This is a genomic window from Streptomyces sp. NPDC005004 (assembly GCF_053600675.1).
In genome coordinates this window covers 38,950-65,397 of sequence record NZ_JBSGAH010000020.1, presented here as the reverse complement: position 1 = coordinate 65,397, position 26,448 = coordinate 38,950, and the positions used below count along the sequence as shown (strand labels likewise).

Below are 26,448 nucleotides of genomic sequence, written 5' to 3'. Positions count from 1 at the left end.
GTGCTCAGGCCGAGTTCGCGGTCCGGCGCTGCACCAGCACGGCGGCGACGATGATCGCGCCCTTGGCGATCTGCTGGACGTCGCTCTGGAGGTTGTTGAGGGCGAAGATGTCGGTGATGGTGGTGAAGATCAGGACGCCGAGCACGGAGCCGGTGATGGTGCCGCGTCCCCCGGTGAGCAGCGTGCCGCCGATGATCGCGGCGGCGATGGCGTCCAGCTCGTAGAGGTTGCCGTTGGTGTTCTGGCCGGAGCCGGACAGGACGATCAGCAGGAAGGCGGCGATCCCGCAGCACAGCCCGGACAGCAGGTAGAGGTAGAGGCGCTGGCGGCGTACGTCGATGCCGGCGAGCCGCGCGGCTTCGGCATTGCCGCCGACGGCGACGGTGCGGCGGCCGAAGGTGGTGCGGTTGAGCACCAGCCAGCCGATGACGGTGACGACGGCGAAGACCAGGACCAGCGGGGGGATGCCGAGGACGTACGCGTCGCGCTCTCCGAGGCTCAGGACGGAGTCGACGGTGACGATCTGCGTGCGCCCGCCGGTGATCTGGAGGGCGAGTCCGCGGGCCGAGGCCAGCATGGCGAGCGTGGCGATGAAGGGGACCATGCCGCCGTAGGCGACGAGGAGGCCGTTGACGAGTCCGCAGCCCACTCCGACGATCACGGCGGTGAAGAGGATGCCCGCGAACCCGAAGTCCTGGGTCGCCACCGTCGTCGCCCACACCGAGGCGAGGGCGACGATCGCGCCGACGGACAGGTCGATGCCGCCGGAGGTGATGACGAAGGTCATGCCGACGGTGACGACGCCGATCACCGACGCCTGGGTGAGCACGAGTTGGAGGTTGCGGGTGTCGAGGAACTCGTCGGGCTTGGTGACCCCGCCGATCACGATCAGGGCGGCGAGGACCCCGAGCAGGGAGAGGGTGCGGACGTCGGCGCGGCCCGCGAGCGCGCGCCAGGCGGGGGGCGGGGCGGCGGTGGGCACCTTGCCGGTGCCGTACCGGGGCGGGGAGGCGGGCTGCGTCATGACGCCGGGCTTCCTTCCATGACGAGGTCGAGGACGCGGTGCTCGTCGAGTTCGCGGGCGGGCGCCGTGTGGACGACGCGGCCCTCGCGCAGCACCAGGACGCGGTCGGCGAGGCCGAGCACCTCGGGGACCTCGCTGGAGACCAGCAGGACGGCGAGACCCTCGTCGGCGAGCCCGCGCACCACGGCGTACAGCTCGGCGCGGGCGCCGACGTCGACACCCCGGGTCGGCTCGTCCAGCAGCAGCACCCGGCAGCCGCGCAGCAGCCAGCGGGCGAGGACGGCCTTCTGCTGGTTGCCACCGGAGAGGGTGCGTACCGGGACGGCGGGGTTGTCGGGGCGCAGGGAGAGTTCGCGGGTCGCGGCGCGTGCGGCGCCCCGCTCGGCGTTGCGGTCGATCCAGCCACCGCGCGCGAACCGGGAGAGGGAGGACACCGAGACGTTGCGGGTGACGGACTCCAGCATGAGCAGGGCCTGCGCCTTGCGTTCCTCGGGCGCGAGGCCGATGCCCGCGCGCACGGCGGCGCGTACGCTGCCGGGGCGCACCGGCCGGCCGCCGACCAGTACCTGACCGGTGTCGGGCCTGCGGGCGCCGTAGACGGTCTCCAGGATCTCGGACCGTCCGGAGCCGACGAGCCCGGCGATACCGACGATCTCGCCCGGCCGTACCTCGAGGTCGAACGGCGCGAACTCACCGCCACGGGAGAGTCCCCGCACCTCCAGCACCGGTTCTCCGGAAGGGAGTTCGGTGGGCCGGTCGGGGAAGACGTACTCGACGTCGCGTCCCGTCATCAGGGTGACGACCTCGCGGGTCGGAGTCGTCTTCGCGGGCAGCCCGCGTGCCACGGCCCGGCCGTCCTTCAGCACGGTCACCCGGTCACCGATGCGGCGGATCTCGTCCAGGCGGTGCGAGATGTGGACGACGGCGACGCCCTCGGCGGTGAGCCCGGCGACCACGCGGAAGAGGTTGTCGACCTCGTCGGGGTCGAGCGCGGCGGACGGTTCGTCCATCACGATGAGCCGTACGTCGTGGGACAACGCCCGTGCCATGGACACGATCTGCTGCTGGGCGGCGGACAACTCCCCCACCAGCCGCCCCGGTTCGATCTCGGGGTGTCCGAGTCGGCGCAGCAGCGCGGTGGTGTTCGCGCGTGCGGTGCGGCCCCGTACGACGAATCCGGCGGTGGTGGGCTCGTGGCCGAGGTGGACGTTCTCCGCGACCGAGAGGTGCTCCACCAGGTCGAGTTCCTGGTAGATGGTGGCGATGCCGAGGCGCATGGCGGCCATCGGCGAGCGGAGTACGACGGGGTCGCCGCGCCAGCGGATGACGCCGGTGTCGGGCTGGTGGGCTCCGGCCAGGACCTTGATGAGGGTGGACTTTCCGGCGCCGTTCTGGCCGAGCAGGCAGTGGACCTCGCCCTCCTGCACGTCGAGGTCGACGCTGTCGAGCGCCCGGACGCCGGGGAACGCCTTGGTGATGCCGGTCATGCTGAGCAGGGGTGGTTCCGATGCCATGTGGGTTCCCCTCGGCGGGCGTGCGGGCCTGTTTCAGGGCGGTGCGGCGACGGGTCGGGTGGTGCGGCGCGGGGGTGCGCGGTGCGGGGGTGCGCGGTGCGGGTGGTGCCTGCGCGCCGGGCGTGCCGGTGGATGCTCGCGCGGTGGGGACGTGCGCTTGCGTGGTACGTGCCGGGCGGTGCTCAGGCGGTTCCGGGCGGTGCTGTCCGTGGCGCTGTTCCTGCGGGCCGTCCGGCGGCTCGGTGCCGGACGGGGGCGGTCACGCGGGGGAGAACAGGTGGTCGCTGATGAGCCGGGCCGCGCCGATGACTCCGGCGTTCTGGCCCAACTCGCCCAGGACGATGGGCAGGTTGCCGGTCGCGAGCGGCAGCGACTGGCGGTAGACCTGGGTGCGGATCGCGGCGAGCAGGGTGTGGCCGAGGCCGGTCACCCCGCCGCCGATCACCACGAGACCGGGGTTGAAGAAGCTGACCAGGCCGGCGATGACCTGGCCGGTGCGGGTGCCGCCCTCCCGGATGAGGTCGAGCGAGACGGCGTCGCCCGCGGCGGCCGCGGCGGCGATGTCGACGGCGCTCAGGGTGCCGTGCGTCTCCAGACGGGAGGCGAGTTCCGCCGAGAGTCCCTGCCCGGCCGCCTCCATCGCGTCGCGGGCGAGTGCCGCTCCGCTGAAGTGGGCTTCCAGGCAGCCCCGGTTGCCGCAGGCGCAGGGGCGTCCGTCGGGCACCGCCTGGATGTGCCCGATGTCGCCCGCGCTGCCCGTGGCTCCCCGGTACACCTCGCCGCCGACGACGATGCCGCAGCCGATGCCGGTGCCGATCTTGACGCAGAGGAAATCACCGACGGAGCGGGCGACCCCGGCCTGCTGCTCGCCCATCGCCATCAGATTCACGTCGTTGTCGACCATGACGGGGCAGCCGAGTTCCTGGCTGAGCGCCTCCCGCACGGGGAAGCCGTCCCAGCCGGGCATGATCGGCGGAGCGACGGGCACCCCCTCCGGGAAACGGACCGGGCCCGGAACGCCGATCCCGGCGCCGTCGAACCCTTCCGCCAGCCCGGAGGACCTCAGCTTGGCCGCCATGGCGAGGACGTGCTCGAAGACCGCGACCGGGCCCTCGCGCACGTCCATGGCCTGGTTGAGGTGGCCAAGGACCTCCAGCTCGGCGTTGGTGACGGCGACGTCGACCGAGGTCGCGCCGATGTCGATGCCGAGGAAGCGCAGGCTCGGGGCGAGCCGCAGATTGTGGGAGCGGCGCCCGCCGCGCGAGGCGGCGAGTCCGTCGGCCACGATCAGCTCGGTCTGGAGGAGACGGTCCACCTCCACGGCCAGCTTGGACCGCGACAGCTCGACCTGGTCGCCCAACTGCGCACGCGAGTTGGGTCCCTGGTCGCGCAACAGCCGCAGCAGCCGGGCCTGGTGGGCGTTGGCGGGTCGTGCCGTCATGCGTCTCACGAGTCCCTCCCGCCTCGATGGGGCCGTCCGTCGCGTTCTTTCGGGTGGAACGTAGCAGCGGGCGCCGGGAGTGGGAAGAAGTAGCGCGGGAATTCGTATCCACTTTCTCCACTCACAGGACAAAGGCGGGGTGTCGGCCAGGCAGCCCTCGTCCGCCGCGCGTGCGGCGTCAGTGGTCGTGGTGCGCGGCGGTGTGGTGTCCCGAGTGGCCCGGCACGGTGCCGTCGGGTTTCGCCACCAGGAACAGCCCGGCCATCCCCATGTCGGAGTGGCTCTGTACGTGGCAGTGGTACATCCACGCGCCCGCTCCGACGTGTTCGCCCGCTATGACCTGAAAGCCGAAGGAGTCGGCCGGTCCGGTGATCTTGTTGTCGATCACACGGCTGGGGTCGTCGGGCCCGGTCAGCAGGCCCGTGCGGTTGTCGGCCCAGCGGTGACCGTGCATGTGGAAGGTGTGGTAGTACTCGCCGTGCGTGATCATGATGATCTCTACGCGGTCGCCCACCGTGGCCTCGAAGTCGGGGGTCTCGCCCGCTGCCTTGTTGTTGATCGTCATGTCGTTGAAGACGATCGTGAACTGCTTGTCCGGCAGGATGTCGCCCTTCCTGCGCACGACGAGCGGGCCGTACAGACCCTTGCGGATGCCGCCCGTTCCGTGGTCGGTGCCCACGACGTGGTCGTGGTAGTGCCAGTAACCGGCGCTGCCCGGCTGCCAGGTGCCGTCCTTGCGGCGGCCGGGTGCGTGGGTGCGCCAGGTGTAGGTGCGGGTGCCGCCGGGTTCGACGTGGCTGCCCGTCATCCGGGTGCCGTCGTTGGCGATGTCGTAGTCGACGCCGTGGACGTGGAGACTCACGTCCCCGTCGGTGGTGTTCTCGAACTCGATGTGCAGGGTGTCACCCTCGACCAGCTCGATGAGCGGACCCGGCACGGTGGCCCTGCCCTTCTCCAGGCCGTACCCGAGCTGCCCGCCCGGCAGTTTCTCGGCGTAGAGCTTGAGGTGGCGCACCTGGCCGCCGGAGGGAGCCGTGAGCGGTGACGGTTCCGCGGCGGAGGGTGCGGAGGCCACCGACAACGTTGCCGTACCGGTCGCGGCGACCACGCCGCCGGCCAGCATCCGTCGCCCGAACGTCCTTCTGTCCAGAGCCATACCGGTCCCTCCCGTGCTGTGCGGAGACGGATGGGGAGCCAGGGCCCGCGTTCCGGATCAAGCCGAGGTCGCGGGGTCCGGCAGCGGGCGCCGTCGGTCCGAGCCGGCCTGATCCGGAAGGCGGGGCCTGGCTCCCCGTGGGGACGGCCACGGTAGAGCCGTCACCCTCGTTTATCCACACTCAGGACAAAGTTGGTGAGATTCCGTCCGTTGGTATTGGCGGGTCGTTGAAAGCCGTCTAGCTTCTGGCGCTGTTGCTGAGACCACGGAGGGTGGGTGACCCATGCAGAGCGCACCACATCACCGGTCGAGATCCCGGCGCGCGGCGGCCGCGGCACTGACGGCCGGGGCCCTGGCGGCATCCCTGCTGAGCGGTGGCACGGCCGCCACGGCCCGGCCGTTACCGGACCCGAAGGCGTCGGCGCTGCCGTCGCCGCCGGGGGGCAAGAACGTCAGAGTCCTGGTCTTCCACGCCTCGGCCACCGAGGAGTCGCCGACCGTGGACGCGGGCATCGAGGCCATCGAATCCATCGGCCTGACCGGCCCCGCCGAACAGCGCTTCAAGACCGTGGCCACGGACGACGCCTCGGTCTTCACCGACGACAGGCGGCTGGGCACCTTCAACGCCGTCGTCTTCCTGACCGGCGGCGGAGACGTCCTCGACCCCGAACAGGAAGCCGGTCTGGAGTCCTACCTCAAGGCGGGCGGCGGCTTCCTCGGCATCCATGACGCGGCCAGGACGGAGCCGTACTCCGACTGGTTCACCGGCCTGATCGGCGCCCGTCCCGCGAGCGGGAGCCCGGCCGCCGTGCAGCGTGCCGTCGTCGAGGTCCCCGACCGGAGCCATCCGGCCACGAAGGACCTGCCGCTGGAGTGGAAGCGGCCCGACACGTGGTTCAACTGGACGAGCAACCCGACCGGCAAGGTGCACACCGTCGCCAAGGTCCGGGAGAGCAGCTACCGGCCGGGTGCCGGGGCCAACGGCGCGGACCACCCCGTCTCGTGGTGTCGCGACTACGACGGCGGCCGGTCCTTCTACACCGCGATGGGCGGCACGGTCGAGTCGTTCGCGGAGACCGACTTCCGCGACCATCTGCGGGGCGCGCTGCTGTGGACCACCCGGCTCTCACGCGCCGACTGCAAGGCGACCATCGACGCCAACTACTCGGCGGTGCGGGTCACTCGGCCGAACCAGCCCGGTCAGCAGGACCAGATCGGCGAGCCGCACGGGATGGTCGTGGCGCCCGACGGCCGGGTGCTGTACATCGGCCGGGGCGGCGGCACGAACGAGGCTCCCGTCGTCACCGACTGGAACGACCCCGACATCGGCAAGGGCACCGGCCAGATCCACATCTACGACCCCGCGACGAAGAAGGTGACGCTCGCGGGCGCCCTGACCGTCTTCGGGAACAAGGGCGGCGGCGACGAACTCACCAAGGTCGAGGAGGGGTTGCTCGGGATCGAGCTGGACCCCGGCTTCGAGTCCAACGGCTGGGTGTACCTGCACTACACCCCGCACTCCGGTCTCGACCGCGACAAGCAGGTGGCCGAACGCCGCGTCTCCCGCTTCACGCTGGACCGCGCCACCGACAGGCTCGACCTCGCCTCTGAGAAGGTCCTCCTCAAGTGGCCGGTACAGGTACACAGTTGCTGTCACGCGGGCGGCGGGATGGCCTGGGACTCCAAGGGCAACCTCTACATCGCGACCGGTGACAACAACTCCTCCGGTTACAGCGACGGTTACTCCGGCAACAACCCGCAGCCCAGCTACAAGGGTCTCTCCTTCGCCGACGCCCGCCGCACCGCGGGCAACACCCACAACCTCAACGGCAAGATCCTGCGCATCCACCCGGAGCCGGACGGCACGTACACACTGCCCGAGGGCAACCTCTTCACCGGCAGAGAGCAGGACGAGGGCGGCGGGAAGACCCGCGGCGAGATCTACGTGATGGGTGTACGGAACCCGGCGCGGATCTCCGTCGACAAGAAGACCGACATCCTCTACGCGGGCTGGGTCGGCCCCGACGCGGGCGCGCCGAGCACCACGTGGGGTCCGGCGAAGTACGACACGTTCGCCGCGATCACCAAGGCGGGCAACCACGGCTGGCCGTTCTGCATGGGCAACAAGCAGCCCTACCGCGACCGCAACCTGCCCGACCCGGCCAAGCCGCTGGGCTGGTACGACTGCGACGCCCCGAAGAACGAGTCGCCGAACAACGACGGCCTGGTGAACCTCCCGCCCGTCACCGGCAACACCATCTGGTACTCCCCTCAAGGAGGCGCCCCCGACTTCCCGCGCAACGCGGCGGGTGTGCCCAGCTACAGGAACGAGGAGGCCACCTACCTCCTGCCGTGGCTCAAGGGCGGCGGCCAGGCCACCATGGACGGCCCGGTCTACCGTTACGACGCGGCGAAGGCCGGCGCCGGGGCGTGGCCGGAGTACTGGGACGGCAAGTGGTTCGTCGGTGACTTCTACGACGCGGACAACCCGCGCCACGCGGTGCTCACCGACCCCAAGACGGTCGGCAAGGGCGGTCTGCCCGTCACGGCGGAGTCGCTGAAGAAGATCGTCCCGGTCGGACAGGGCGGCATCCGCAACCTGATGGACTGGAAGTTCGCGCCGGACGGTTCGCTCTACGTCCTCGACTACGGCCGCGGCTTCTTCACCTCCGACTCGCAGTCCGCGCTGTGGCACGTGACGTACACCGGCGGCGCGGCCACTCCCGCCGCGAAGGATCTGGCCAGGAAGGCGGCACAGTGAGACATCGACCTCTGCGCCTGTACACCGCGCTGCTGGGCGCGCTGCTGCTGATGCTGGGGCTCACCTCGACGGCCGCGTACGGGCGTGACGGCGACCGCGCGAGCGCTGCCCAGGTGTTGACGTGGACGGCGAGTTCCCGCACCGACCGGTACGCGAGCTTCCCGACGACGGCGGTGGCCGGCCCCGCGACCCTCGTCTTCGAGAACAGCACCGCGACCGGCAACGACATCGGGATGCCGCACACGCTGACCTTCGACGTGTCGGACCCCGAGTACAACCACGACGTACCGGTCAACATCCTGGCCAACCCCGGCGACGACAGCGGGGGCAGGCACACCGTGGACGTGACGCTGACGCCCGGGCGCTACCGCTACTTCTGCAGCATCCCCGGCCACGGCCAGATGCAGGGCATCCTGACGGTGACCGAGCCCGGCGGCGACGACACCACGGCTCCCACGGTCACGGCCAAGGCCGAGGGGCAGAGGAACGCCGACGGTGCCTATGTCGGTTCGGCCACGGTGACCGTGTCCGCGTCGGACGACGCGTCCGGCGTCAAGTCGATCGAGTACGCGGTCGGCGCGGACGGCCCCTGGCAGGCGTACACCGCGCCGGTCGTCGTCGACCAGGTCGGCACCCACACCCTGCGCTACCGCGCGACCGACAAGGCGGGCAACGTGGCCGCAGAGAAGTCCGTGACCTTCAGCGTGGTCGCCCCGCCGACGGACGACACGACGGCGCCGGAGACCTCGGCGACGGTGAGCGGCGAGAAGGACGCCGACGGGAACTACCTCACGATGGCGACGGTCACCGTGACCGCCTCGGACACCGGGTCCGGCGTCAACACCATCGAGTACGCGCTCGGTTCGGACGGTGCCTGGCAGCCGTACACCGCGCCGGTGATGGTGCACGAGGTGGGTACGCACACCGTGCGCTACCGGGCCACCGACAAGGCGGGCAACGCGGCGGCCGCGAAGTCCCTGACCTTCACCGTCGTGGCCCCGCCCGCGCAGGACACGACGGCGCCCGAGACCTCGGCGACGCTGAGCGGGACCAGGAACTCCAACGGGGCGTACGTCACGAGCGCCAAGGTCACCGTCAACGCCTCGGACTCCGCCTCCGGGGTGGCCCGTGTCGAGTACTCGCTCGACGGGGGCGCGTATCTGGAGTACTCGGCGCCTGTGGCCGTGGACCGGCTCGGGTTCCACACGGTGGCGTACCGGGCGACGGACAAGGCGGGCAACACCTCCGCCGCCAAGAGCGTCACCTTCACGGTCGCGCAGGGCGGGGGCGTCCCCGCGCCGGCCTGCCCCGAGTACGACGAGCGGCTGACCGTCATCGTCGGCACCGTCGACTCGGGCGTGCCGAACCGGATGACCCGCAGTCGGTGCACGATCAACGAGCTGATCGAGGACGAGAAGGACTGGTCGTCGCAGGCGCTGTTCCTCAAGCACGTCGACGGCGTGCTCGACGGGCTCCTGGCGGACAACGTCATCGACCAGCGCGAGTTCAACAAGATCACCAAGGCCGCCAAGCAGTCGAAGATCGGCAAGCCCGGTCGGACGACGGGGTACCGCGACCTGTTCGACGGCACGGAGGCGTCCCTGGCCAAGTGGGAACAGGTCGGCGGCGGGCAGTTCACCCTCACCGGCGACGGCGCCCTCACCAGCAGCACGACCGTGCAGGGCATGGGCATGTTGTGGTTCCCGGAGCGCAAGTACGGCGACTTCTCGCTGAAGCTCCGCTTCCGCGACGACGCGCCGGGCACGGGCAACGCCAACGGCGGCGTCTTCGTCCGCTTCCCCAACGTCCACGACCATCCCGAGGAGTCCCGCCCCGAGTGGGTCGCCATCAACTACGGCCACGAGATCCAGATCCTCGACAGCCCGACCGGCGACATGTACAAGACCGGCTCGGTCTACGGCTTCGACCGTGTGGGCCTCGGCGGCGCGGGCGTCACCCCGAAGGGCACCTGGAACGACTACGAGATCCGCGCGGAGGGCCAGCACTTCACGATCCTGCGCAACGGCGTCGTCATCAACGAGTTCGACAACGTCGGCGGCCAGGTGTTCACCCCACCACGCGACGGTGACCCGGGTACGGACGGGCGGCGCTACGCGACGGGCTACATCGGACTGCAGGTGCACAGCACGTCGGACGTGATCTCTTACCGGGACGTCCGGATCAAGGAGTTGTAGCGGGACCGACCGGCATCCGGTCGTCGCACTTGGGCCCTCACCGGTGGCGCGGTGGGGGCTCACCGCTGCCCCCTCTACCGAACCGGTCCCCGCTCGTCGACCAGCACGGTCGGCTCGGACAGGAAGACGTCCGGGTCGACGGGTCCGTAGGCGATGTTGAACGTGTCGAGCCAGTAGGACCAGCCCCTGATCCCCAGGGCACTGCTGAACCGGTAGTTGAGCTGCCACCGGACCCACTGGCCGGGCAGCAGCCGCACCGCCGGTGGTCTGCGATGGCGAGGGGGCACCCCGAACATCGGCTCCACCCTCGCGAGCACCCGAAGCCGGTCGCCCTCGTTCCGCAGGCTGACGCCGACCTCGCGAAGCGGCGCCTCCCCCGAGCGCGGCTCGAACCCGTCGCGCTCGGACATCCGCACGAAGTGGGCGTGCCTGGGCGGAAGTTCCGGCACGGGGAACCCGACAGGCACCGCGTTCCTGACGGCAGCGGCATCCCCGCCCCGAGACTCCTTCGTCCAGGACGTCTTGACCCACTGCACCGTGATCTCCACCGCTCCTCCTCGCCCCCGGAGTCTACGAGCCGGGGCGAGGAGGAGCGGCGTCGTGTCAGCCCCGGCGCCCGGTTCCCGCCCGGGCCCGGACTCCAGTGACTCAGCCCCTATCCTGATCACCTTCGACCGGATACTGACGACCGCCGTCATCGCGGGTGCCACCCGCACTCCAGAAGAACCAGCGGGGGAAACGTGAACCGACCACTGCTGTTCCTCGACGTGGACGGGCCGCTCAACCCCTACGCGGCCAAGCCGGAGAGGCGTCCCGACGGTTACACCACGCTCAGGGTCCCCCGGAGGGACGCCCATCAGGACGGCAGAGGCCTCTCGCCCCGACGGCCCCTGCGGGTCTGGCTCAACCCAGAGCATGGACGAATCCTGCTCCGGCTCGGCTTCGAGCTGTGCTGGGCCACCTCGTGGACGGCCGACGCGAACCGGTGGATCGCACCGGTCCTCGGCCTTCCGGAACTTCCCTTCGTGGACTTCGGCGACTTCCTGCTGCGCGAGCGCCCTGACGGAGTCCACTGGAAGACCGGACCGCTGGTGGACTACGCCGACGGCCGTCCTTTCGCCTGGGTGGACGACGAGCAGAGCGGGCTGGACCAGACGTATGTGACCGCCCACCACCAGGGCCCCGGTCTCCTGCACCACGTCAACCCGCGGATCGGCCTGCGGGAGGACGACTTCCACACACTCGCCGACTTCGCCCGGTCCCTGCCTCACGGAGACTTCGACTCCGCCTAAGCGCGCTTTCGTTGACCCTCCTCCGTTCACCGTGGCAGGCGCGGAGTCGGCCAGGCCCCCTCCCACCGCCGCATCGACCACGCCCCCCGTCCCCCAACGGCCCCGCCGCTCCCCCGCCATGGCCAGGACCTCGGCACGTGCCGTGTCGACGGCGCGGTGATCGGTGCCGGTGATGAGACCCAGCCTTCGGGCGTGCGCGTACTCGTCCTCGTCCTTCGACAGACCTCCGCCCCCGGAGCCCGGCCCGACCGCATCGCATGATTCCGGACACTCGAACCGCTCCCCGCCCCTGCCACAGGTCACGAACAGCCGTTGACGCGCGGCCTCGTGACGCGTTCTCCCCTCTCCTCACCGGGCCGAATACCGACGCCGGACCCCCACCGAGTTGGCCAGCCCCCACCCCCTCGGCATAAAGTCGATCTTGGTTGGCCTGGGCAACCTTTCCGCAGGTCAGGGCCACCATTCCCCCCACACAGAACAGTTATGGAGACCGGCGCGCCGAGGCGGCGGGCCGGTTCAGGAGGTCCAGCAGATGTCCGACGTCTCCCCCCGCTTCCGCAGCCATGTGGAAGACATCCTCGAGGGTCTGCGGGACGAACCCGGCCGGGAAGCGCTCGTGCACGGTGATCGCCGTATCGGTGCCGGGGAGTTCCACGACCTCGTGCACCGGATGGCGTGGGCGCTTCAGGCGCAGGGAATCGAGCGGGGACAGACGGTCACCCTGCTCAGCGGCAACCTGCCCGAGGCGATCGCGCTGCGGTACGCCGCGAATCTGATCGGCGCGCAGGTCAATCACCTGTACAACAAGCTCGCGGCGGACGTGCAGGCCGCCATCGTGCGGGACGTGGAGACCCGGGCTCTGGTCGTCGACCCCCGGATGACGCGGCGGGCGGAGGAGATCGTCGAGGCCGTCGACGTGAAGTCCGTCCTCACCCTCGGCCCTGCCGGCCCCGATCAGGACGCGCCCGACACCCAGGACCTGCTCGCCCTGGCCGCCCTCCAGTCCCCCGAGCCCTTCCCCAGCCGGGCCGAGCCCGACGACATCTGCGCCATCCGGCACACCGGCGGCACCACCGGCCATCCCAAGGGGATATGCACCACCTACCGGCAGGTGCGGGAACAGCGTGCCGCCCGGCCGGACGACGACGGTGGCACGCCGCCCTGCCAGCTCATCGTCACGACCATCGCGCACGCTGCCGGAATGCTGGCCGACGGGGTGCTGGAGACCGGCGGCACCGTGGTCCTGCTGGACGACTTCGCGCCCGGCGAGGTGCTCGGCACCATCGAGCGCGAGCGCATCACCCACATGTGGCTGCTGCCTCCCCTGCTGTACCAGCTCCTGGACCACCCCCACATGGAGCGCACCGACACATCGTCGCTCCGCCAGGTGGTGTACGGCGGCTGCCAGGCGTCGCCCACCCGGATCGCCGAGGCGGTACGGCGCCTGGGTCCGGTGCTGATGCAGGGCTACGGCCAGAACGAGGCCGGCATCATCAGCATCCTCTCCCCCGCCGACCACGACCCGGACCGCCCCGAGCGACTGCGTACGGCCGGGCGGATCCTGCCCGGCGTCGAGGTGGAGATCCGCGACGAGAACGGCAAGGTGCTGCCCCACGGCGAACACGGCGAGATCTGCGTCCGTTCCGCCATGGCGATGGAGGGCTACTGGAAGCAGCCCGAGCTGACCGCCGAGGTCCTGAAGGACGGCTGGCTGCACACCGGTGACATCGGCTTCCGCGACGACGAGGGCTACCTCACCGTCGTGGACCGCATCAAGGACATGATCGTCGTCGTGGGCGGCCATGTGTACACCACCGAGCTGGAGGACCTGCTCAACAGCCACCCCGACGTCCGGCAGAGCGCGGTGTTCGGCGTCCGCGACGAGGACCGCATGGAGCAGGTCCACGCCGCCGTGCTGCTCGCCCCCGGCTCCACCACCGGCGCCGACGAGCTGCGCGCGATGGTCCGCGCGACGCGCGGCGCGATGTACGAGCCCGCCCGCATCACCTTCCCGTCCGAACTGCCCCTGACCGACGTGGGCAAGCCGGACAAGAAGGAGCTGCGCCGCCTCGCCGCCGCCTCCACGGTCTGACGCCCGGGCCAGTCCGAACCGCCCCGCGCCGTCACGGCGCGGGGCGGCCCCATGTCCGCCGCTTGGCGAGGGGCTTGGCGTAACTCCCCACCCGGCTCGTCGTCAGCCGCAGCGCGACGAGCGACTCCGCCAGCTTCACCGCCGCCGCGACACCGTCGACCACCGGCAGACCGAGCCGGTCGCCCAACTCCCGCCGTAGTCCCGCCATTCCGGCGCAGCCCAGGACCAGTACCTCCGCTCCCGCCCGAACGGCCCGTTCGGCGGCGGCCAGAAGCGCGGCCTCGGTGCGTTCCGGGTCGTCGGTCAGGTCCAGGACGCCGAGTCCGGTTCCGATCACCGCCGCGCAGTTGCGGGCCACTCCCGCCGTCTCCAGACTGTCCTCGATCTGGCCGCGCGACCGGTCGAGGGTGGTCACCACGGCGTAGCGCCGGCCGAGCAGGCAGGCGAGGTGGGCGGCGGCCTCCGTGATGTCCACGACCTTACGCCTTCGCGCCCGTGTTCGCCGAAGCCGGCCATGACCACCGCGTCGTAGGACGGACCGTCGTACGTGCGCAGCGTGTCCAGGACCGCGGCCGCGGAGAGGTGGCTGTCGAGCCAGCCTTCCGCCGACTCCGGCCCCCAGGCGGGGGTCAGCCCGGTCACCGTCGTACCCGGAGCTGCCACGGCTCGGGCCGCGCCCACGATCTCCTCCGTCATGACCGCGGTGGTGTTGCAGTTGGTGACGACGACCCGCACTCCCCTCAGACCTCCACCGCGCTCGCGGTGCGTTCGCCCCGGCACAGCAGGGCGTACAGCCCCGCGCCCATCGCCGCGCCGACGAACCACGAGTACGGGGCGACGGTGTCGAAGGACTTCACCAGCGCGAGTACCGCCGCCACCGCCGCGGAGGGCAGGAAGGCGTACAGGGCCTTTGGGTTGACGCCCTTGCGGTAGTGGTACGGGGAGCCAGGGCCCGCGTCGAAGAGGGCGTCGACGTCCACCCGGCCCTTCTTCACGGCGTAGTAGTCGACCATGATGACGCCGAACAGCGGGCCGAGGAACGCGCCGAGGCCGCCGAGGAAGTAGTTGACCACGGTGGGGTCGGAGAAGAGGTTCCAGGGCGTGACGACCAGTGCGGCGACGGTGCTGATCATGCCGCCGGTCCTGAAGGTGATGCGCTGCGGCCAGACGTTGGCCAGGTCGTAGGCCGGGGAGACGAAGTTGGCGACGATGTTGACGCCCATGGTGGCGACGGCGAAGGTCAGCGCGGCGGCCACCAGGACCCAGGTGTTGCCGACCTTCGCGACCAGTTCGGCGGGGTCCGTGACGGCCTTGCCGAACACCTTCAGCGAACCGGCCGTGACGATCACGGACACGACCACGAACGCGGTCGAATTCACCGGCAGACCCCAGAAGTTGCCGCGCCGGACGGTGCGGTAGTCGGGTGCGAAGCGGGAGAAGTCGCAGAAGTTGAGCATCAGGGTGCCGTAGGTCGCGAGGATCAGGCCGACGGCGCCGAACCACTGCCGCCACTGCTCCCCGGTGGACACGGGGTGCGGGGTGGTGGTCAGCGAGATGCTCCAGTGGGCCTTCGCCAGCACCCACACCGCCAGCGCGATCATCACCAGCCAGATCGCCGGGCCGCAGAAGTCCTGGAACCTGCGCACGGACTCCATGCCCCGGCTGATGATCAGCGCCTGGATCACCCAGAGGGCGAGGAACGAGATCCAGCCCAGCGCGTCGAGCCCGAGAAGGGAGCGGTGCGTCAGCGACTCCAGGTCCGGCCACGCCGCCAGCAGCATCACGTCGACGGCGACGGACGCCAGATACGTCTGGATGCCGTACCACATGATGGCGATCACCGCCCTGATGAGGGCCGGTATGTTCGCGCCCCACACACCGAAGGCGATCCGGCTGACCACCGGGAACGGCACCCCGTGGCGCTGGCCGATCCGGCCCATCCGGTTCATCCCGACGAAGATGAGCACGAAGCCCACCAGCAGGGAGGTGAAGACCTGCCAGACGTTCATGCCGAGCACCAGCAGACCGGCGGCGAAGGTGTAGTTGCCGAGGTTGTGGACGTCGGACATCCACAGGGCGAAGAGGTCGAAGACCTTCCAGTTGCGCTGCCCGGCGGGGGCGAGGTCTTCGTTGGTCAGGCGGGGATCGGGGGTGTACGCCAGGGCACCGGCGGCTTCGGCGCGGTCTGCGAGGGACACGGGGCCTCCATGGACCGGGGGGACGGAGGGCGGCGATCATTTGGTATACCAAACAGGCCGTCATGGTCCCGTCGCCGGTCGTTCGGAGGGATTGCGCGGCCGTTACGGCTCCGTAAAAGCAGTACCCGGCAAGGAAGATGACCTCATGAGCCCCACGGCGAAGGCCGGCCCCCTCGGCACGGTGCGCGAGCGTGTGCTGGCGACCCTGCGCGAAGACATCATCGCCGGACGTCTCGGCCCCGGCGACCGGCTGGTGGAGCGGGAGTTGGCGGAGCGGTTCGGGGTCTCGCGGGTCCCGGTGCGCGAGGCGATCCGCGCCCTGGTCTCCGAGGGCTTCGTCCTCTTCGAGTCGGCGCGCCGCAGCGTCGTACGCCGCCTCACTCCCGAGGGCGTCCGTGAACTCTTCGAACTGCGCGAGGCGTTGGAGGTGTACGCGGCCGGGCTGGCCGCCTCGCGGGCCACGAGCGGGGACCTCAAGGAGCTGCGGGAGCTGCTCGACGAGGCCACGACCTCGACGGCGGAGGGCGACGCCGAGGCGATCACGGACGTCAACACCCGCTTCCATGACCGCATTCTGGCCACGGCGGGCAACACCCTGCTCGTCTCGGTCATGGAACCGGTCGACGGCCGGCTGCGCTGGCTCACCCGCCGGAACACGAAGTGGTCCGAACTTCTTTTGGAGCACCGGGAGTTGTACGAATCGATCGCATCCGGCGACCCGGAACGCGCCCGCGCGCACGCCCTGGCTCACGTCCGCGCCACCCACCGCTCGACCGTGCGGCACCTCTTCGGGGAGGACGCCGCCCCGCAGTCCTGAGTACGGTGCCGCCTACGGACACAAGCGGAATCGCTTGTGTGTTTTATCGGGGGCCTGTTGCGCCGTTTGCTCTGTTTCCGGCCACCTGTTGGCTATTCTCTTGCGTTGCCGGGATCGATGGTTCGGGAATTTCCGTTCCGGCGAGAGGGGTTGCTCGTGCTGTTCGTGCACGGAGCTTCGGTGACGGCGGTGGTCCGCGGCAGTACTGGTGAGCCGGTGGTGTTGATCTCGGGACAGCCGTTTCCGGCGGCTTCCGGATCACACCGTACGGATCTGGTCAACGCGGCCCGCGCCGTTCTGGACGCGGCGGAATTCCGCGTGTTCGAGAAAGTGACGTCGGGATGGGACACGGGAGTTCCCGACAGGTTCGTGGCGGCGGACGGTAACGTCCTGTCCGTCTTCGAGGTGCGGGTCGACTGAGGATTGAGCCTGCCGCGTGTACGCGAGCGAAGGCGTTCTCCCGCATGACGGCGCCGCCCGCAGCCGGAGTCTCCGGCTGCGGGCGGCGCGGGCCTTCTCCGGGTTACCGGCGCCAGCGCGGGAAGCAGTCCCGGTAGTTGTCGTATCGGTCCCAGCCGTCGCGGTGGTCGCAGTGACGGCCCCAGTCGTCGTAGCGGCGCCAGTCGTCGTACCGGCGGCAGTCACGGCCGCTGTAGTAGTAACGGCCGTGGCGGTAGTCGTCGTTCCGCCAGTGGTCGTGGTGCTGCGCGGGCAGCGTGCGGTACGCCGACGCCACCGGGGTCGAAGCGGCGGAGAGGGGAGCTGCGGCCGCCTGCGTCGAGAGCGGGACCACGACAACGCCGGCCGTCAAGACTGCTCCGGCCACCGCCTTAGCGAAGGTCTTCACCTAAATTCCTTTCGGACATCAGGGTTTCGGGTTCGGCCCTGTTGATGCGGCTGACGCTACCTCACCTTTCTTTCGTTCTTCGCAAGTCGCGTGGGGACCTTCTTTTCGCGAGAACCTTTAGCCTGGGCGTGAAATGAGCAGCTCAGCGGCGGGTTCGGGCCGATTCCCCGGACTCCCCCGTCCACTCGACACACAGCGTCCGAGCAGGTGAATCCGGGAATGACCCGGCCACTTCCACGGGGTCGGCCAGCGGCGAATCCCCAGGAGAATTGGATCACTTCATCACCCCGAGTTTCGTGAAGTATCGGATCGAGAAAGTGAATGGTCACGCGGAGAGGTCCGCGCAGATATCGCCCTTTGTTTTCCGAGGTGCGTTCACCGTTGTCCGATGGCCCGTCACCCCTCGTACCTCACCGGCGAATCGGGTGGTTCCCGAACGGCGCCGCGTCGGCGTGGCGGAGATGTCGGCGGGAGTGCCGGCGGGGTCCGCCCACGGAGCCTCCACCATCGAAGGGAACAGAGTGTCTACTTTGAAACTATGTCCGATATAGAGGATTTGCACTGTCAGATCCCTTTCGGTACTGTCCGACGCCTCCGGACGAAACGTCCAGAGACTCTGGACGGCGAGTTGGCTGCATTTCTGCGCGTTCCCTTCTCGCAGATTCGCCGTTCAGGCCCCCGCGGCCGGGCACCTTATGGCCCGGTCGCGGGGGAGGCAGGGCCGCGTCCCGGTTCGTCCGCCGCTGTCCGCCGGCTCGCCCACTACCCCCTGGGCGGACCGGTCGGGCGGCGGGCGCCGGGAGGCGGCGCGACAGGACAGGCGGGGATGCCGATGCGTCCCCACTGGGCCAACTCCTTTCGCATACACATCCGTTCAACGATGAAAGGTGTATCCAGATGAACATCGACCAGCTCGAGGCCGAGACCGCCGAACTGCTTCCGTCCCGCGAGGCGCTGGGCCGGTTCTCCTTCAACCTCACCAAGCTGACGAGCGTGACCAAGAAGGTCGCGACCATCGACGCCCACAACGAGTCCGCCGCGGTGAACCAGTACTCGCCGCTCGCCGTGGCCCAGTCCTCGGCCGCTCAGGGCATCAGCGTCAACCAGTAACAAGCCGGGCGGTGCGAGGAAACGGATCTGCCCGGCCCGCCCTCGCACCGCCCTTCCGAGTGCTGCTCGACAGCAGGGGCGCTGCCCCGCGTAAACGGTTCTCCTTCGCGCCTGCCCACCGGGGCGGCCCCGGAGGAGAACCGTTCGGGCATCGCCCCCGGGCGCGGAGCAACGGATCACGCGCCCCTCGACTTTCCCCCGCAGTGGAGACCACCATGACGCCGTCCGGAGACGACCCGCTCATGGGCAGGGTGCGGGTACCCGCGCCCCGTCCCGGCCCGGACCTGGTCCAGGACCGGGGCGAGAACCAGGGCGACGAGCAGGGCTCCCGCGGCGAGGGGCTCGTGGCGGAGCGGCCGGCCCCGACCGTGACGCTCCCGACGGCGGAGCCCATGCCCGATCCCGACCTCGCCGCCCTCCACGTCCCCCACCCCAGCCCGGGTCTCGAACTGCTCGGTGAGTACCGGGGATCGGGGTTCACGGAGCGCAAGTACATGGTGCGGCGGGCGGACGGCCAGATGCTGATGCTGTCCCGGCTTTTGTACCTGGTCGTCGGCTCGGTCGACGGTGTCCGCACCGCCGAGGCCGTCTCCCACCGGGTCAGCGGCCGCTACGGCGCCGAGGTCACCGCGCAGAACGTCATGTATCTGGTGGAGCGGCGGCTCACTCCACTCGGGGTCACGCTCCCCGGGCCCGGCGAGGTGCAGGAGGCGAAGCTTCCGCGCTCCGATCTGATGCTGGCGCTGCGCGGTCACCGCGTGATCTTCCGCGAGGGGCAAGTAGCCCGGATCGCTTCGGCGTTGGCGTGGTTGCACTGGCCGCCGGTGGTGGTGCTGGTGCTGGCCGGGGTGGCCGCGATCGACGTCTGGCTGTTCGCCGTCCACGGTGCCATCACCCCGCTGCTGCGGGTACTGGAACAGCCGGTGTGGATGATCACGCTGTTCGTGCTCACCGTGGCCTCGCTGCTCTTCCACGAGTTCGGGCACGCCTCCGCCTGCCGCTACAGCGGGGCGGAGCCGGGGAAGATCGGCTGCGGCATCTTCCTGATCTGGCCGTCGATGTACACGGACGTGACCGACGTGTACCGGGCGGGCCGTGCCGGGCGGCTGCGCACCGGCCTGGGCGGGGTGTACTTCAACGCCGTGTTCATGCTGGGGCTGGCGGCCGGCTACGCCCTGACCGGGCAGCCCGTCTTTCTCGCCGCCCTCTACCTCACCCACTTCGAGGTCCTCGAGCAACTGATGCCGGTCGTCCGGCTGGACGGCTACTACATCCTCGGGGACCTCGCGGGCGTGCCGGACCTGTTCGGCAGGATCAAGCCGGTCCTGCTGGACATGGTGCCGGGCCGCCGCCGTCGCACGGGCGCCGGGGCACACGATCTCAACCGCCCCGCCCGGGTCACGGTCACCGCCTGGGTCCTGGCGGTGATCCCGGTGCTCGCCGCCGAGACGGCGTACGTCCTGTGGAACCTGCCCCGGCTGCTGACCACCGCGCTGCGCAGTCTCGCCCACCAGTGCGCGGGCACGTACGCCGCCTTCGCCGACGGCCGTCCGGGCGCCGGGGTCGTGGGGGTCGTCGGCACGCTGATGCTGCTGTGCCCGCTGGCCGGCGGCATCTATCTGGCCTGCCGGATCGGTGTCCGTCTGGCGCGTGCCGCGCTCCGGGCGACCCGGGACCGGCCCGCGAAGCGGCTGCTCCTGACGGCCGCGGTGTGCGCGGGCGTCCTCGGTCTCACGTTCGCGTGGTGGCAGGGGATCACCCCGCGACCGCTCCCGGCGGCGGCGCCGGTCACCCCCGCCCTCCAACCGGGCCCGCCCACACACCGGACCCCGCAACCCACGCCCGAGCCGTCCGGCTCCCCTTCTCCTTCCGCGTCGCGGCCGGGGGCGCGTGCCTCCGCCGTTCCTCCGCCCCCGCGCCGCACGACCGTGGCCCCGCGCCGTACCGCACGGCCGGCCGCGCCATCCGTCACCGCCACGGCGACACCGGACGAGCCGCCGGTATCCGCGTCGGCCCGCCCCACGACCGCGCCTCCCAGGGGGCCCTCGCCGTCCTCCTCGGACGAGCCGGACCCCTCCGATTCGGCGTCGGTGTCACCCTCTCCGACCACCGACCCGCCCACGTCCGCTCCCGCGAGCCCGACCGGACCGCCGGACGGACACCGCCCCGACGACAGGAGCCAGTCATGAAACACCGCAAGCCGCACATCGGCCTTCTCAGGAGCCGGGTGGCCGGGATCGGAGTGGCGGCCACCGCCGCGCTGGCCGCCACCGCCACCGTTCCCGCCACCGCCGTCACCCTCCCGACCGCGCCCACCGCCCCGAGCGGCGCGGCCGGCCGGGCGGCGATCGCGGTGGACCTCGCCAACTCCCGTGCCGACAGGACCCACATGTACGACTTCGACGAGAGTTTCCGCATCCACGAGTACGGCCCCACGGTCGCCGTCACCGCCAACAACCGTGCCACGGCGATGTCGGTGGGCTGCTCGGCCGACGCCCCGTGCCGTTCGGTCGCGCTGTCCTTCCAGATCGTGACGACAGCGGGCAGCAACGCCCGCCTCGTCAACGCCACCAACCTCAGCCGGGCGTCGAACGAGCACTGCCCGAGCTGCGAAACCCTGTCGGCGGCCTACCAGTTCGTGGTGGCCACTCCGCGCGAGTTCCATCTGAGCAGGGCGTCGCGGTCCGAACTCTTCGACATCCAGCGGCAGGTGGACGCGCTGCGGACCTCGCGGCTGCCCATCGCCCGGATCCGCGAGCGGGCGGACGCGCTCGCGCAGCAGGTCAAGGTCATCCTCGACCGCGAGACGGCGCGTGCTCCGCGGGGCGACGCGCGTGACCCGCGCACCGACTTCGCGCCCACCGTGACCATGCACCGCCACATCCGCTGACCCCGGCCGGCCCCAGGTCGTGTCCGCAGAGCGGCGTCGTCTGCCCGCGGGCCAGGCGGGACTTTGCGGACACGGCCCAGGGGTGTCTCCCCGAGCGGGGTCCGGTGACCGCGGACGCGATGCCGGCCCCCGCCCGCCCGGCACCTGCCCGGCCGCCGGAGGCCGTCCGCCCCGGCACGGCCCGCCCCGCCACCACCCGACCCGGAAGAGAAGTCAGGCTCCGCCCGTACGAGCGCGGGCGACCGGCATGAACCCCGACACCGGAGACGTGACCCCGTGAGCCCACACCACCCCGAGCTACGTGACCTCGCCATGGAACTCCTCTCGCAAGGACGTCCGGCCAGGGAGATCGCGCAACGTCTGCGGATCTCGCCGCAGACCGTCTACCGCTGGCGCCGCACCCGCGTCCCCCGCCCCGAGGCGGCGCAGACCCGCGGCCGCATCGCGGAGTTGGAGCGGGAGATCCTCATGCACCGCCGGACGATCGAGGCCCTGAAAGACGCGATGCCCCCAAAAGGCGCTACGCGGTCGTCTCTCAAGTAGCCGCGCACGGACACCCGATCAGCAGACTCGTCGCCCTCCTGGGTGTCTCCGAGTCGGGCTACTACGCCTACCGGAAACGGCCGCCGTCACCCCGCGCCCTGCGCCACGCCTGGCTCACCCAGCTCATCCTGACGATCCATCACGAGTCGGGCGCGTCCTACGGCTACCGCCGCATCCACCAGGTACTCCACGACCGCTACGGCGTCTCGGTCAGCCACGGCACGGTCGAACACCTCATGCGGCAGGCCCGCATCCACGGCAGGACCGGTCGCACCGCCGCCCCCAACCCCTGACGGACAACATGAACACAGCAGCAGCCCCGCTCGGTACAGCGCACCCGTACCTCCCCGTCCAGCCCGTGCCCGACTCCGCCGGTCCCCAGGCCCATCGCATCCGTCTCTACCGTGCGCTCGACACCCTGCGCGCACCGCTCGCGGCCACCGACGTCCAGGCCGTCTTCGACATCGCCGAACTCGACGCGGCCACCGTCCAGACGGTCATCGGCTGGATCACCGGCCCGCGCACGGCCGGACCCCCGACTACCCCGCCTCTTCCTCCGTCGGTTCTTCCGCTCCCGCCGTCAGCAGCGATTCCACCAGCACCGCCACGTGTCGGCGGTCCGCCGCGCTGAGCCGGCAGACGCTCGCGATGAGGATCTCCACCTCGGGGTCGGCCTGTTCGGACACCGACTCGTAGTAGAGGCTGACGCCCGCCGCCTCGGCCGCCGCGCGCCGCAGGGGCTCCACCGGAACGCCGAGGCCCCGGGCCAGACCCTCCAGCGTCGCCTCCTGCGGCATCCGTGCGAGCCGCGTCGCCGTCGCCAGGTGATGCACCGTGGAGCGCGAGACGCCTCCGCGTCGCGCCACATCACCATAAGACCAGCCAAAACGATCCAATCTACTCCTGATCAGCTCCCGCAGCGAACTCGACACCACCGGCACATCCCATCGGAGACACGACATCCACCTGCCTAAGACCCAACGACCCGCCCCCCGAAGTCGTTCTGCCCCACACCCCGGTCGAGTGGCACGAGTTCGGCTCCGTCACCGCCAGTCCGCCTCGATCCGGTGCGGCCCGACCACCAGCGCAGCTCAGCCGCAGCCGCCACCACCCCCGGTCGAAGGTCAGTCCGGCGGGCGAACGAGGGCAAGTTCAGGTGTGGCAGTACTCCACCACGCCGAGCACGTCGTCCCAGGAGGGCGGCGTGGCACGTCGGGCGTGTGCTCGGGCGACTGCCGGCGGGGTTGAGGCGCCTCGCTCCGCTCGCGCCGCCCGACGCCCGGCTGTACACAGAATTCATGAGCGACGAGCCGCCTGCCGAGCTGTATCACCCCGGAGACGTGGTCCCCACTTCCGGGATCTACGAGTGCGACTGCGGGCGGGCGCACCAGTACAGCACCGATGTGCAGGGCCACCGCTTCCCGCCGCTGCGGCACGACTGCGGTGGCCATGGGTGGCGGCTCAAGGCCGCCACCCCGTCGGGAGCCTGACCAGTACGACGGCGTCAGCCGCGCCCCGTCCCGGCCCGTTCCTCCGCCAGCGCGTACAGCTCCTTCGACGTGGTGATCAGCTCGCGCCGTTCCTCGCGCGAGCCGACCATCGGGCGGGAGCCGTTGAGTGGCACCTGGGCGGTCTCGGGGAGGAACTTGACGGTGATCAGGCCGATGAGGCCCGCCAGCATGAGGTAGTACGCGGGCATCAGGTCGTCGCCCGTCGCGTCGACCAGCGCGGCGGTGACCAGCGGGGTCGTGCCGCCGAAGGCCGCGACGGCGAAGTTGAAGCCGATGCCCATGGCCGCGTAGCGGACGGCGGTGGGGAAGAGGGCGGGCAGGGTTGCCGCGCTGGGAGCGGCGAAGCAGGCCAGCAGGGTGGCGAGGATCAGCACGCCGAGGATCGGCAGCCAGGTTCCGTGCGCCTTGATCAGCAGGAACGCCGGGATGGCGAGCACGATCATCGCGGCCGCGGCCCAGCCGTACAGCGGCCGTCGGCCCACCCGGTCGCTGAGGCGGCCGAGGAAGGTGATCAGGATGACGATCCACACCATGCCGACGAGCACGAGGACGTCGGCGGAGCTGCTGGATCGTTTCAGCGTCTCGGTCTGGTAGGTCGGCAGATAGCCGGTGACCATGTAGTTCGTGACGTTGTAGAGCAGGACCAGGCCCATGCAGATCAGCAGTCCGCGCCAGTGCCGCCGGATGATGTCCTTGAACTCGCTGCCCGCCGACTCCTGCGCGAGGCTCTTCTCGTGCTCGTCCAGTTGCTGCTGGAAGGCCGGGGACTCCTCCAGCTTGAGGCGCATGTAGAGGCCGATGATCCCGAGCGGTCCGGCGACCAGGAACGGGATGCGCCAGCCCCAGGAGAGCATCTGGGCGTCGGTGAGCCACAGGTTCAGCCCCGTGACCAGGGCCGAGCCGAGGGCGTAGCCGACGAAGGTGCCGAAGTCGAGCCAGCTCGAGAGGAAACCGCGCCTGCGGTCCGGTGAGTACTCGGCGACGAACGTGGTCGCGCCGCCGTACTCGCCTCCGGTGGAGAAGCCCTGCACCATGCGGGCCACCAGAAGCAGGATCGGGGCCGCGATGCCGATCGTGGCGTAGCCGGGGATGACGCCGATGGCGAAGGTGCCGAGCGCCATCATGATCATGGTGGTGGCCAGCACCTTCTGCCGGCCGACCCGGTCGCCGAGCGGGCCGAAGAAGAGGCCGCCGAGGGGACGTACGACGAACGCGGCCGCGAAGGTCGCGAACGAGGAGATGACCTGGGCGCCCGGGGATGCGCCGGGGAAGAAGACCTTGCCGATGGTGGCCGCGAGGTAGCTGTAGACCCCGAAGTCGAACCATTCCATGCAGTTGCCGAGCGCCGAGGCGCCGACGGCCCGCTTGAGCAGCGGTCGCTCGACGACCTGGACGTCCTCCTTGCCGAAGGCTCCCCGGTTGCGGCGGAGTCTGCGGGTCAGCTCCTCGCGTACCTGGCGGGGCAGTGCCGTGACGGCCTGCGATGCCTTCGCCCCCGTCCTGTGCGGCCTGTCGCCGTCGGACGTCGCATCGCTCACGTGCCGCTCCCTTCACCACCGGTGCCACCGTCGTGCGCGCACCCCGGCGGCACCGGGCTTTGCCCTGTGCGTCATCCTGCTGCCCAGCACCCCGCGCGTCACACCGGCAACAGGCACATGGGCGAACCGCACACTCGCGGGCGGAGGATGCGGTGCCGGTCGCACACAGGCGATTCAGAAGCCGGGGCGCTCAATTTCATGACAGCCGACGGTTGGACTTCCGAATCTTGAAGGCGCAGGGTGGACCAGCCCCTCTTTGTCTCGGGGCACCCCTACGGCACCACCCGGAGAACACCCGATGAACCACGTCGCGGACCCCGCTCGCTACGACGGCACCATGCGCTACCGGCGCACCGGCCGCTCGGGGCTGGACCTCCCCCTGCTCTCCCTGGGCTACTGGCACAACTTCGGCGACGACCGCCCCTTCGAGACCCAGCGCGAGATCGCGCTGCGCGCCTTCGACCTCGGGATCACCCACCACGACCTGGCGAACAACTACGGTCCGCCCTACGGTTCGGCGGAGATCAACTTCGGCCGGCTGATGAAGCAGGACCTCGCGCCGTACCGCGACGAGATGGTGATCTCCACCAAGGCGGGCTGGGACATGTGGCCCGGTCCCTACGGTCAGGGCGGCGGCTCGCGGAAGTATGTGCTGGCCTCCCTGGACCAGTCGCTGAAGCGTATGGGCCTGGACTATGTGGACATCTTCTACTCCCACCGGCTGGACGCCAGCACCCCGCTGGAGGAGACCATGGGGGCGCTCGACACGGCCGTCCGCCAGGGCAAGGCGCTCTATGTGGGCATCTCCTCCTACGACGCCGAGCGCACCCGGCAGGCCGCGGCCATCCTGCGCGAGCTGGGCACTCCGCTGCTGATCCACCAGCCGTCGTACAACATGCTCAACCGCTGGATCGAGACCGACGGGCTGCTGGAGGCGGCCGAGGAGGAGGGCTTCGGCGTCATCGGCTTCACGGCGCTGGCGCAGGGTCTGCTGACCGGCCGCTACCTCGACGGCGTGCCGCAGGACTCGCGGGCCGCGCAGGGCAAGTCCTTCGACCCGGCCTGGCTGACCGAGGAGATGCGGGGCCGGCTGCGCGCCCTGAACGACATCGCTGCCCGGCGCGGTCAGACCCTGGCCCAGATGGCGCTGGCGTGGGCGCTGCGGGACGAGCGGGTGACCTCGCTGGTCATCGGCGCCTCGCGGGTGGAGCAGCTGGAGCAGAACGTGGCGGCCCTGGAGAACCTGGAGTTCACCGCCGAGGAACTGGCCGAGATCGACAAGTACGCCACCGACGGTGGCGTCGACCTGTGGCGGGAGGCCCGGCTGGGCACCATGGGCGGCTGAGCCCCTCCGGCTCCGGGCGTCCGGGCGTTTCCCCCCTGTTGCGGCAGTCGGCCGACCTCTGAATCGCCGACCTCCGAAACAGGGGGGACGAACTGGCACATATACCCCCTGACCAGGCCGTTTCCTCCGCGGCCGCGCACCGTCAAGATAAGGTGCCGGTAATGGCCACTTCAA

The 26,448-nt window shown here is 70.5% G+C and carries 22 protein-coding genes and 1 pseudogene; 13 read left to right on the top strand and 10 right to left on the bottom strand.

What is annotated here, in order from left to right; all coding sequences use genetic code 11:
* Nucleotides 1-4 precede the first annotated feature (4 nt).
* From ACWEEU_RS25245 to ACWEEU_RS25230, 4 genes are all read right to left on the bottom strand, one after another.
* The gene (locus ACWEEU_RS25245; RefSeq protein ID WP_385748642.1) at nt 5-1,024 is read right to left on the bottom strand and encodes an ABC transporter permease; all 1,020 of its coding nucleotides are present in this window, start codon (nt 1,022-1,024) and stop codon (nt 5-7) included.
* A complete protein-coding gene (locus ACWEEU_RS25240; RefSeq protein WP_451735092.1) occupies nt 1,021-2,538 on the bottom strand; it encodes a sugar ABC transporter ATP-binding protein in 1,518 nt (505 codons plus the stop codon). The genes ACWEEU_RS25245 and ACWEEU_RS25240 overlap by 4 nt, the downstream gene beginning before the upstream one ends.
* Nucleotides 2,539-2,797: 259 nt before the next feature.
* Complete coding sequence (locus tag ACWEEU_RS25235; RefSeq protein ID WP_385748638.1) at nt 2,798-3,979, bottom strand: ROK family protein; 1,182 nt, start codon at nt 3,977-3,979, stop codon at nt 2,798-2,800.
* A 178-nt stretch (nt 3,980-4,157) separates the two neighbouring features.
* On the bottom strand, nt 4,158-5,129 hold the full coding sequence (locus ACWEEU_RS25230) for a multicopper oxidase domain-containing protein (RefSeq protein WP_451735164.1): 972 nt from the start codon (nt 5,127-5,129) through the stop codon (nt 4,158-4,160).
* A gap of 289 nt (nt 5,130-5,418) precedes the next feature.
* On the opposite strand from ACWEEU_RS25230, the gene ACWEEU_RS25225 reads away from it, so the two are divergent.
* Both ACWEEU_RS25225 and ACWEEU_RS25220 read left to right on the top strand, forming a co-directional pair.
* Nucleotides 5,419-7,896, top strand: a complete 2,478-nt coding sequence (locus ACWEEU_RS25225) for a ThuA domain-containing protein (protein ID WP_451735090.1) — start codon at nt 5,419-5,421, stop codon at nt 7,894-7,896.
* Nucleotides 7,897-7,946: 50 nt separating this feature from the next.
* Nucleotides 7,947-10,091, top strand: coding sequence for an OmpL47-type beta-barrel domain-containing protein (locus ACWEEU_RS25220; RefSeq protein WP_451735162.1), 2,145 nt, complete (start codon nt 7,947-7,949; stop codon nt 10,089-10,091).
* A gap of 74 nt (nt 10,092-10,165) precedes the next feature.
* Here the strand turns inward: ACWEEU_RS25220 and ACWEEU_RS25215 are convergent, their stop codons facing one another.
* A complete protein-coding gene (locus ACWEEU_RS25215) occupies nt 10,166-10,639 on the bottom strand; it encodes a hypothetical protein (RefSeq protein ID WP_451735089.1) in 474 nt (157 codons plus the stop codon).
* Nucleotides 10,640-10,831: 192 nt separating this feature from the next.
* Between ACWEEU_RS25215 and ACWEEU_RS25210 the strand changes: the two genes are divergently transcribed.
* Together ACWEEU_RS25210 and ACWEEU_RS25205 are read left to right on the top strand one after the other, a co-directional pair.
* Nucleotides 10,832-11,383, top strand: coding sequence for a hypothetical protein (locus tag ACWEEU_RS25210; protein WP_451735087.1), 552 nt, complete (start codon nt 10,832-10,834; stop codon nt 11,381-11,383).
* Nucleotides 11,384-11,915: 532 nt separating this feature from the next.
* Entirely contained in the window at nt 11,916-13,475 is a 1,560-nt protein-coding gene (locus ACWEEU_RS25205; protein ID WP_451735085.1) for an AMP-binding protein, read from the top strand.
* A 31-nt stretch (nt 13,476-13,506) separates the two neighbouring features.
* Here ACWEEU_RS25205 and ACWEEU_RS25200 read toward each other — a convergent pair.
* Together ACWEEU_RS25200 and ACWEEU_RS25195 are read right to left on the bottom strand one after the other, a co-directional pair.
* Nucleotides 13,507-14,210, bottom strand: a pseudogene (locus ACWEEU_RS25200) (aspartate/glutamate racemase family protein).
* Nucleotides 14,211-14,215: 5 nt separating this feature from the next.
* Nucleotides 14,216-15,673 carry an NCS1 family nucleobase:cation symporter-1 gene (locus ACWEEU_RS25195; protein WP_451735083.1) on the bottom strand — a complete coding sequence of 486 codons (1,458 nt, stop codon included), beginning with the start codon at nt 15,671-15,673 and terminating at the stop codon, nt 14,216-14,218.
* A 145-nt stretch (nt 15,674-15,818) separates the two neighbouring features.
* Here ACWEEU_RS25195 and ACWEEU_RS25190 point away from each other — a divergent pair, with 145 nt between their 5' ends.
* Nucleotides 15,819-16,490 carry a GntR family transcriptional regulator gene (locus ACWEEU_RS25190; protein WP_451735081.1) on the top strand — a complete coding sequence of 224 codons (672 nt, stop codon included), beginning with the start codon at nt 15,819-15,821 and terminating at the stop codon, nt 16,488-16,490.
* 156 nt (nt 16,491-16,646) lie between these two features.
* Complete coding sequence (locus tag ACWEEU_RS25185) at nt 16,647-16,910, top strand: hypothetical protein (protein ID WP_385748622.1); 264 nt, start codon at nt 16,647-16,649, stop codon at nt 16,908-16,910.
* Nucleotides 16,911-17,013: 103 nt separating this feature from the next.
* Here the strand turns inward: ACWEEU_RS25185 and ACWEEU_RS25180 are convergent, their stop codons facing one another.
* A complete protein-coding gene (locus tag ACWEEU_RS25180; protein ID WP_385749548.1) occupies nt 17,014-17,337 on the bottom strand; it encodes a hypothetical protein in 324 nt (107 codons plus the stop codon).
* A gap of 897 nt (nt 17,338-18,234) precedes the next feature.
* Here ACWEEU_RS25180 and ACWEEU_RS25175 point away from each other — a divergent pair.
* The 5 genes from ACWEEU_RS25175 (at nt 18,235) to ACWEEU_RS25155 (ending at nt 22,173) form a co-directional block, all read left to right on the top strand.
* The gene (locus ACWEEU_RS25175; protein WP_199586905.1) at nt 18,235-18,447 is read left to right on the top strand and encodes a hypothetical protein; all 213 of its coding nucleotides are present in this window, start codon (nt 18,235-18,237) and stop codon (nt 18,445-18,447) included.
* Nucleotides 18,448-18,662: 215 nt separating this feature from the next.
* On the top strand, nt 18,663-20,636 hold the full coding sequence (locus ACWEEU_RS25170; protein WP_451735078.1) for a hypothetical protein: 1,974 nt from the start codon (nt 18,663-18,665) through the stop codon (nt 20,634-20,636).
* Complete coding sequence (locus ACWEEU_RS25165; RefSeq protein WP_385749544.1) at nt 20,633-21,337, top strand: hypothetical protein; 705 nt, start codon at nt 20,633-20,635, stop codon at nt 21,335-21,337. The genes ACWEEU_RS25170 and ACWEEU_RS25165 overlap by 4 nt, the downstream gene beginning before the upstream one ends.
* Before the next feature lie 276 nt (nt 21,338-21,613).
* Nucleotides 21,614-21,880, top strand: a complete 267-nt coding sequence (locus tag ACWEEU_RS25160) for a helix-turn-helix domain-containing protein (RefSeq protein ID WP_385749541.1) — start codon at nt 21,614-21,616, stop codon at nt 21,878-21,880.
* A 17-nt stretch (nt 21,881-21,897) separates the two neighbouring features.
* The gene (locus ACWEEU_RS25155; protein ID WP_451735160.1) at nt 21,898-22,173 is read left to right on the top strand and encodes an IS3 family transposase; all 276 of its coding nucleotides are present in this window, start codon (nt 21,898-21,900) and stop codon (nt 22,171-22,173) included.
* Nucleotides 22,174-22,419: 246 nt separating this feature from the next.
* Here the strand turns inward: ACWEEU_RS25155 and ACWEEU_RS25150 are convergent, their stop codons facing one another.
* Nucleotides 22,420-22,842: a helix-turn-helix domain-containing protein gene (locus ACWEEU_RS25150; RefSeq protein WP_385749539.1), complete on the bottom strand. Its 423-nt coding sequence runs from the start codon at nt 22,840-22,842 to the stop codon at nt 22,420-22,422.
* Between the two features lie 336 nt (nt 22,843-23,178).
* Here ACWEEU_RS25150 and ACWEEU_RS25145 point away from each other — a divergent pair, with 336 nt between their 5' ends.
* Nucleotides 23,179-23,370 (top strand): hypothetical protein, encoded by a 192-nt coding sequence (locus ACWEEU_RS25145; protein WP_385749537.1) that lies wholly within the window; start codon nt 23,179-23,181, stop codon nt 23,368-23,370.
* 14 nt (nt 23,371-23,384) lie between these two features.
* Here ACWEEU_RS25145 and proP read toward each other — a convergent pair whose 3' ends face one another.
* Nucleotides 23,385-24,929, bottom strand: coding sequence for a glycine betaine/L-proline transporter ProP (proP, locus tag ACWEEU_RS25140; RefSeq protein ID WP_385749535.1), 1,545 nt, complete (start codon nt 24,927-24,929; stop codon nt 23,385-23,387).
* Nucleotides 24,930-25,227: 298 nt separating this feature from the next.
* Between proP and mgrA the strand changes: the two genes are divergently transcribed.
* Nucleotides 25,228-26,274 carry an L-glyceraldehyde 3-phosphate reductase gene (gene mgrA, locus ACWEEU_RS25135; protein ID WP_385749533.1) on the top strand — a complete coding sequence of 349 codons (1,047 nt, stop codon included), beginning with the start codon at nt 25,228-25,230 and terminating at the stop codon, nt 26,272-26,274.
* Nucleotides 26,275-26,448: the final 174 nt, after the last annotated feature.

Coding starts and splice junctions, on each gene's coding strand:
- ACWEEU_RS25245 (WP_385748642.1), bottom strand. CDS start 1,024: ATGACGCAGCCCGCCTCCCCGCCCCGGTACGGCACCGGCAAGGTGCCC.
- ACWEEU_RS25240 (WP_451735092.1), bottom strand. CDS start 2,538: ATGGCATCGGAACCACCCCTGCTCAGCATGACCGGCATCACCAAGGCG.
- ACWEEU_RS25235 (WP_385748638.1), bottom strand. CDS start 3,979: ATGACGGCACGACCCGCCAACGCCCACCAGGCCCGGCTGCTGCGGCTG.
- ACWEEU_RS25225 (WP_451735090.1), top strand. CDS start 5,419: ATGCAGAGCGCACCACATCACCGGTCGAGATCCCGGCGCGCGGCGGCC.
- ACWEEU_RS25220 (WP_451735162.1), top strand. CDS start 7,947: ATGCTGGGGCTCACCTCGACGGCCGCGTACGGGCGTGACGGCGACCGC.
- ACWEEU_RS25205 (WP_451735085.1), top strand. CDS start 11,916: ATGTCCGACGTCTCCCCCCGCTTCCGCAGCCATGTGGAAGACATCCTC.
- ACWEEU_RS25190 (WP_451735081.1), top strand. CDS start 15,819: ATGAGCCCCACGGCGAAGGCCGGCCCCCTCGGCACGGTGCGCGAGCGT.
- ACWEEU_RS25175 (WP_199586905.1), top strand. CDS start 18,235: ATGAACATCGACCAGCTCGAGGCCGAGACCGCCGAACTGCTTCCGTCC.
- ACWEEU_RS25170 (WP_451735078.1), top strand. CDS start 18,663: ATGACGCCGTCCGGAGACGACCCGCTCATGGGCAGGGTGCGGGTACCC.
- ACWEEU_RS25165 (WP_385749544.1), top strand. CDS start 20,633: ATGAAACACCGCAAGCCGCACATCGGCCTTCTCAGGAGCCGGGTGGCC.
- ACWEEU_RS25150 (WP_385749539.1), bottom strand. CDS start 22,842: ATGTCGTGTCTCCGATGGGATGTGCCGGTGGTGTCGAGTTCGCTGCGG.
- ACWEEU_RS25145 (WP_385749537.1), top strand. CDS start 23,179: ATGAGCGACGAGCCGCCTGCCGAGCTGTATCACCCCGGAGACGTGGTC.
- mgrA (WP_385749533.1), top strand. CDS start 25,228: ATGAACCACGTCGCGGACCCCGCTCGCTACGACGGCACCATGCGCTAC.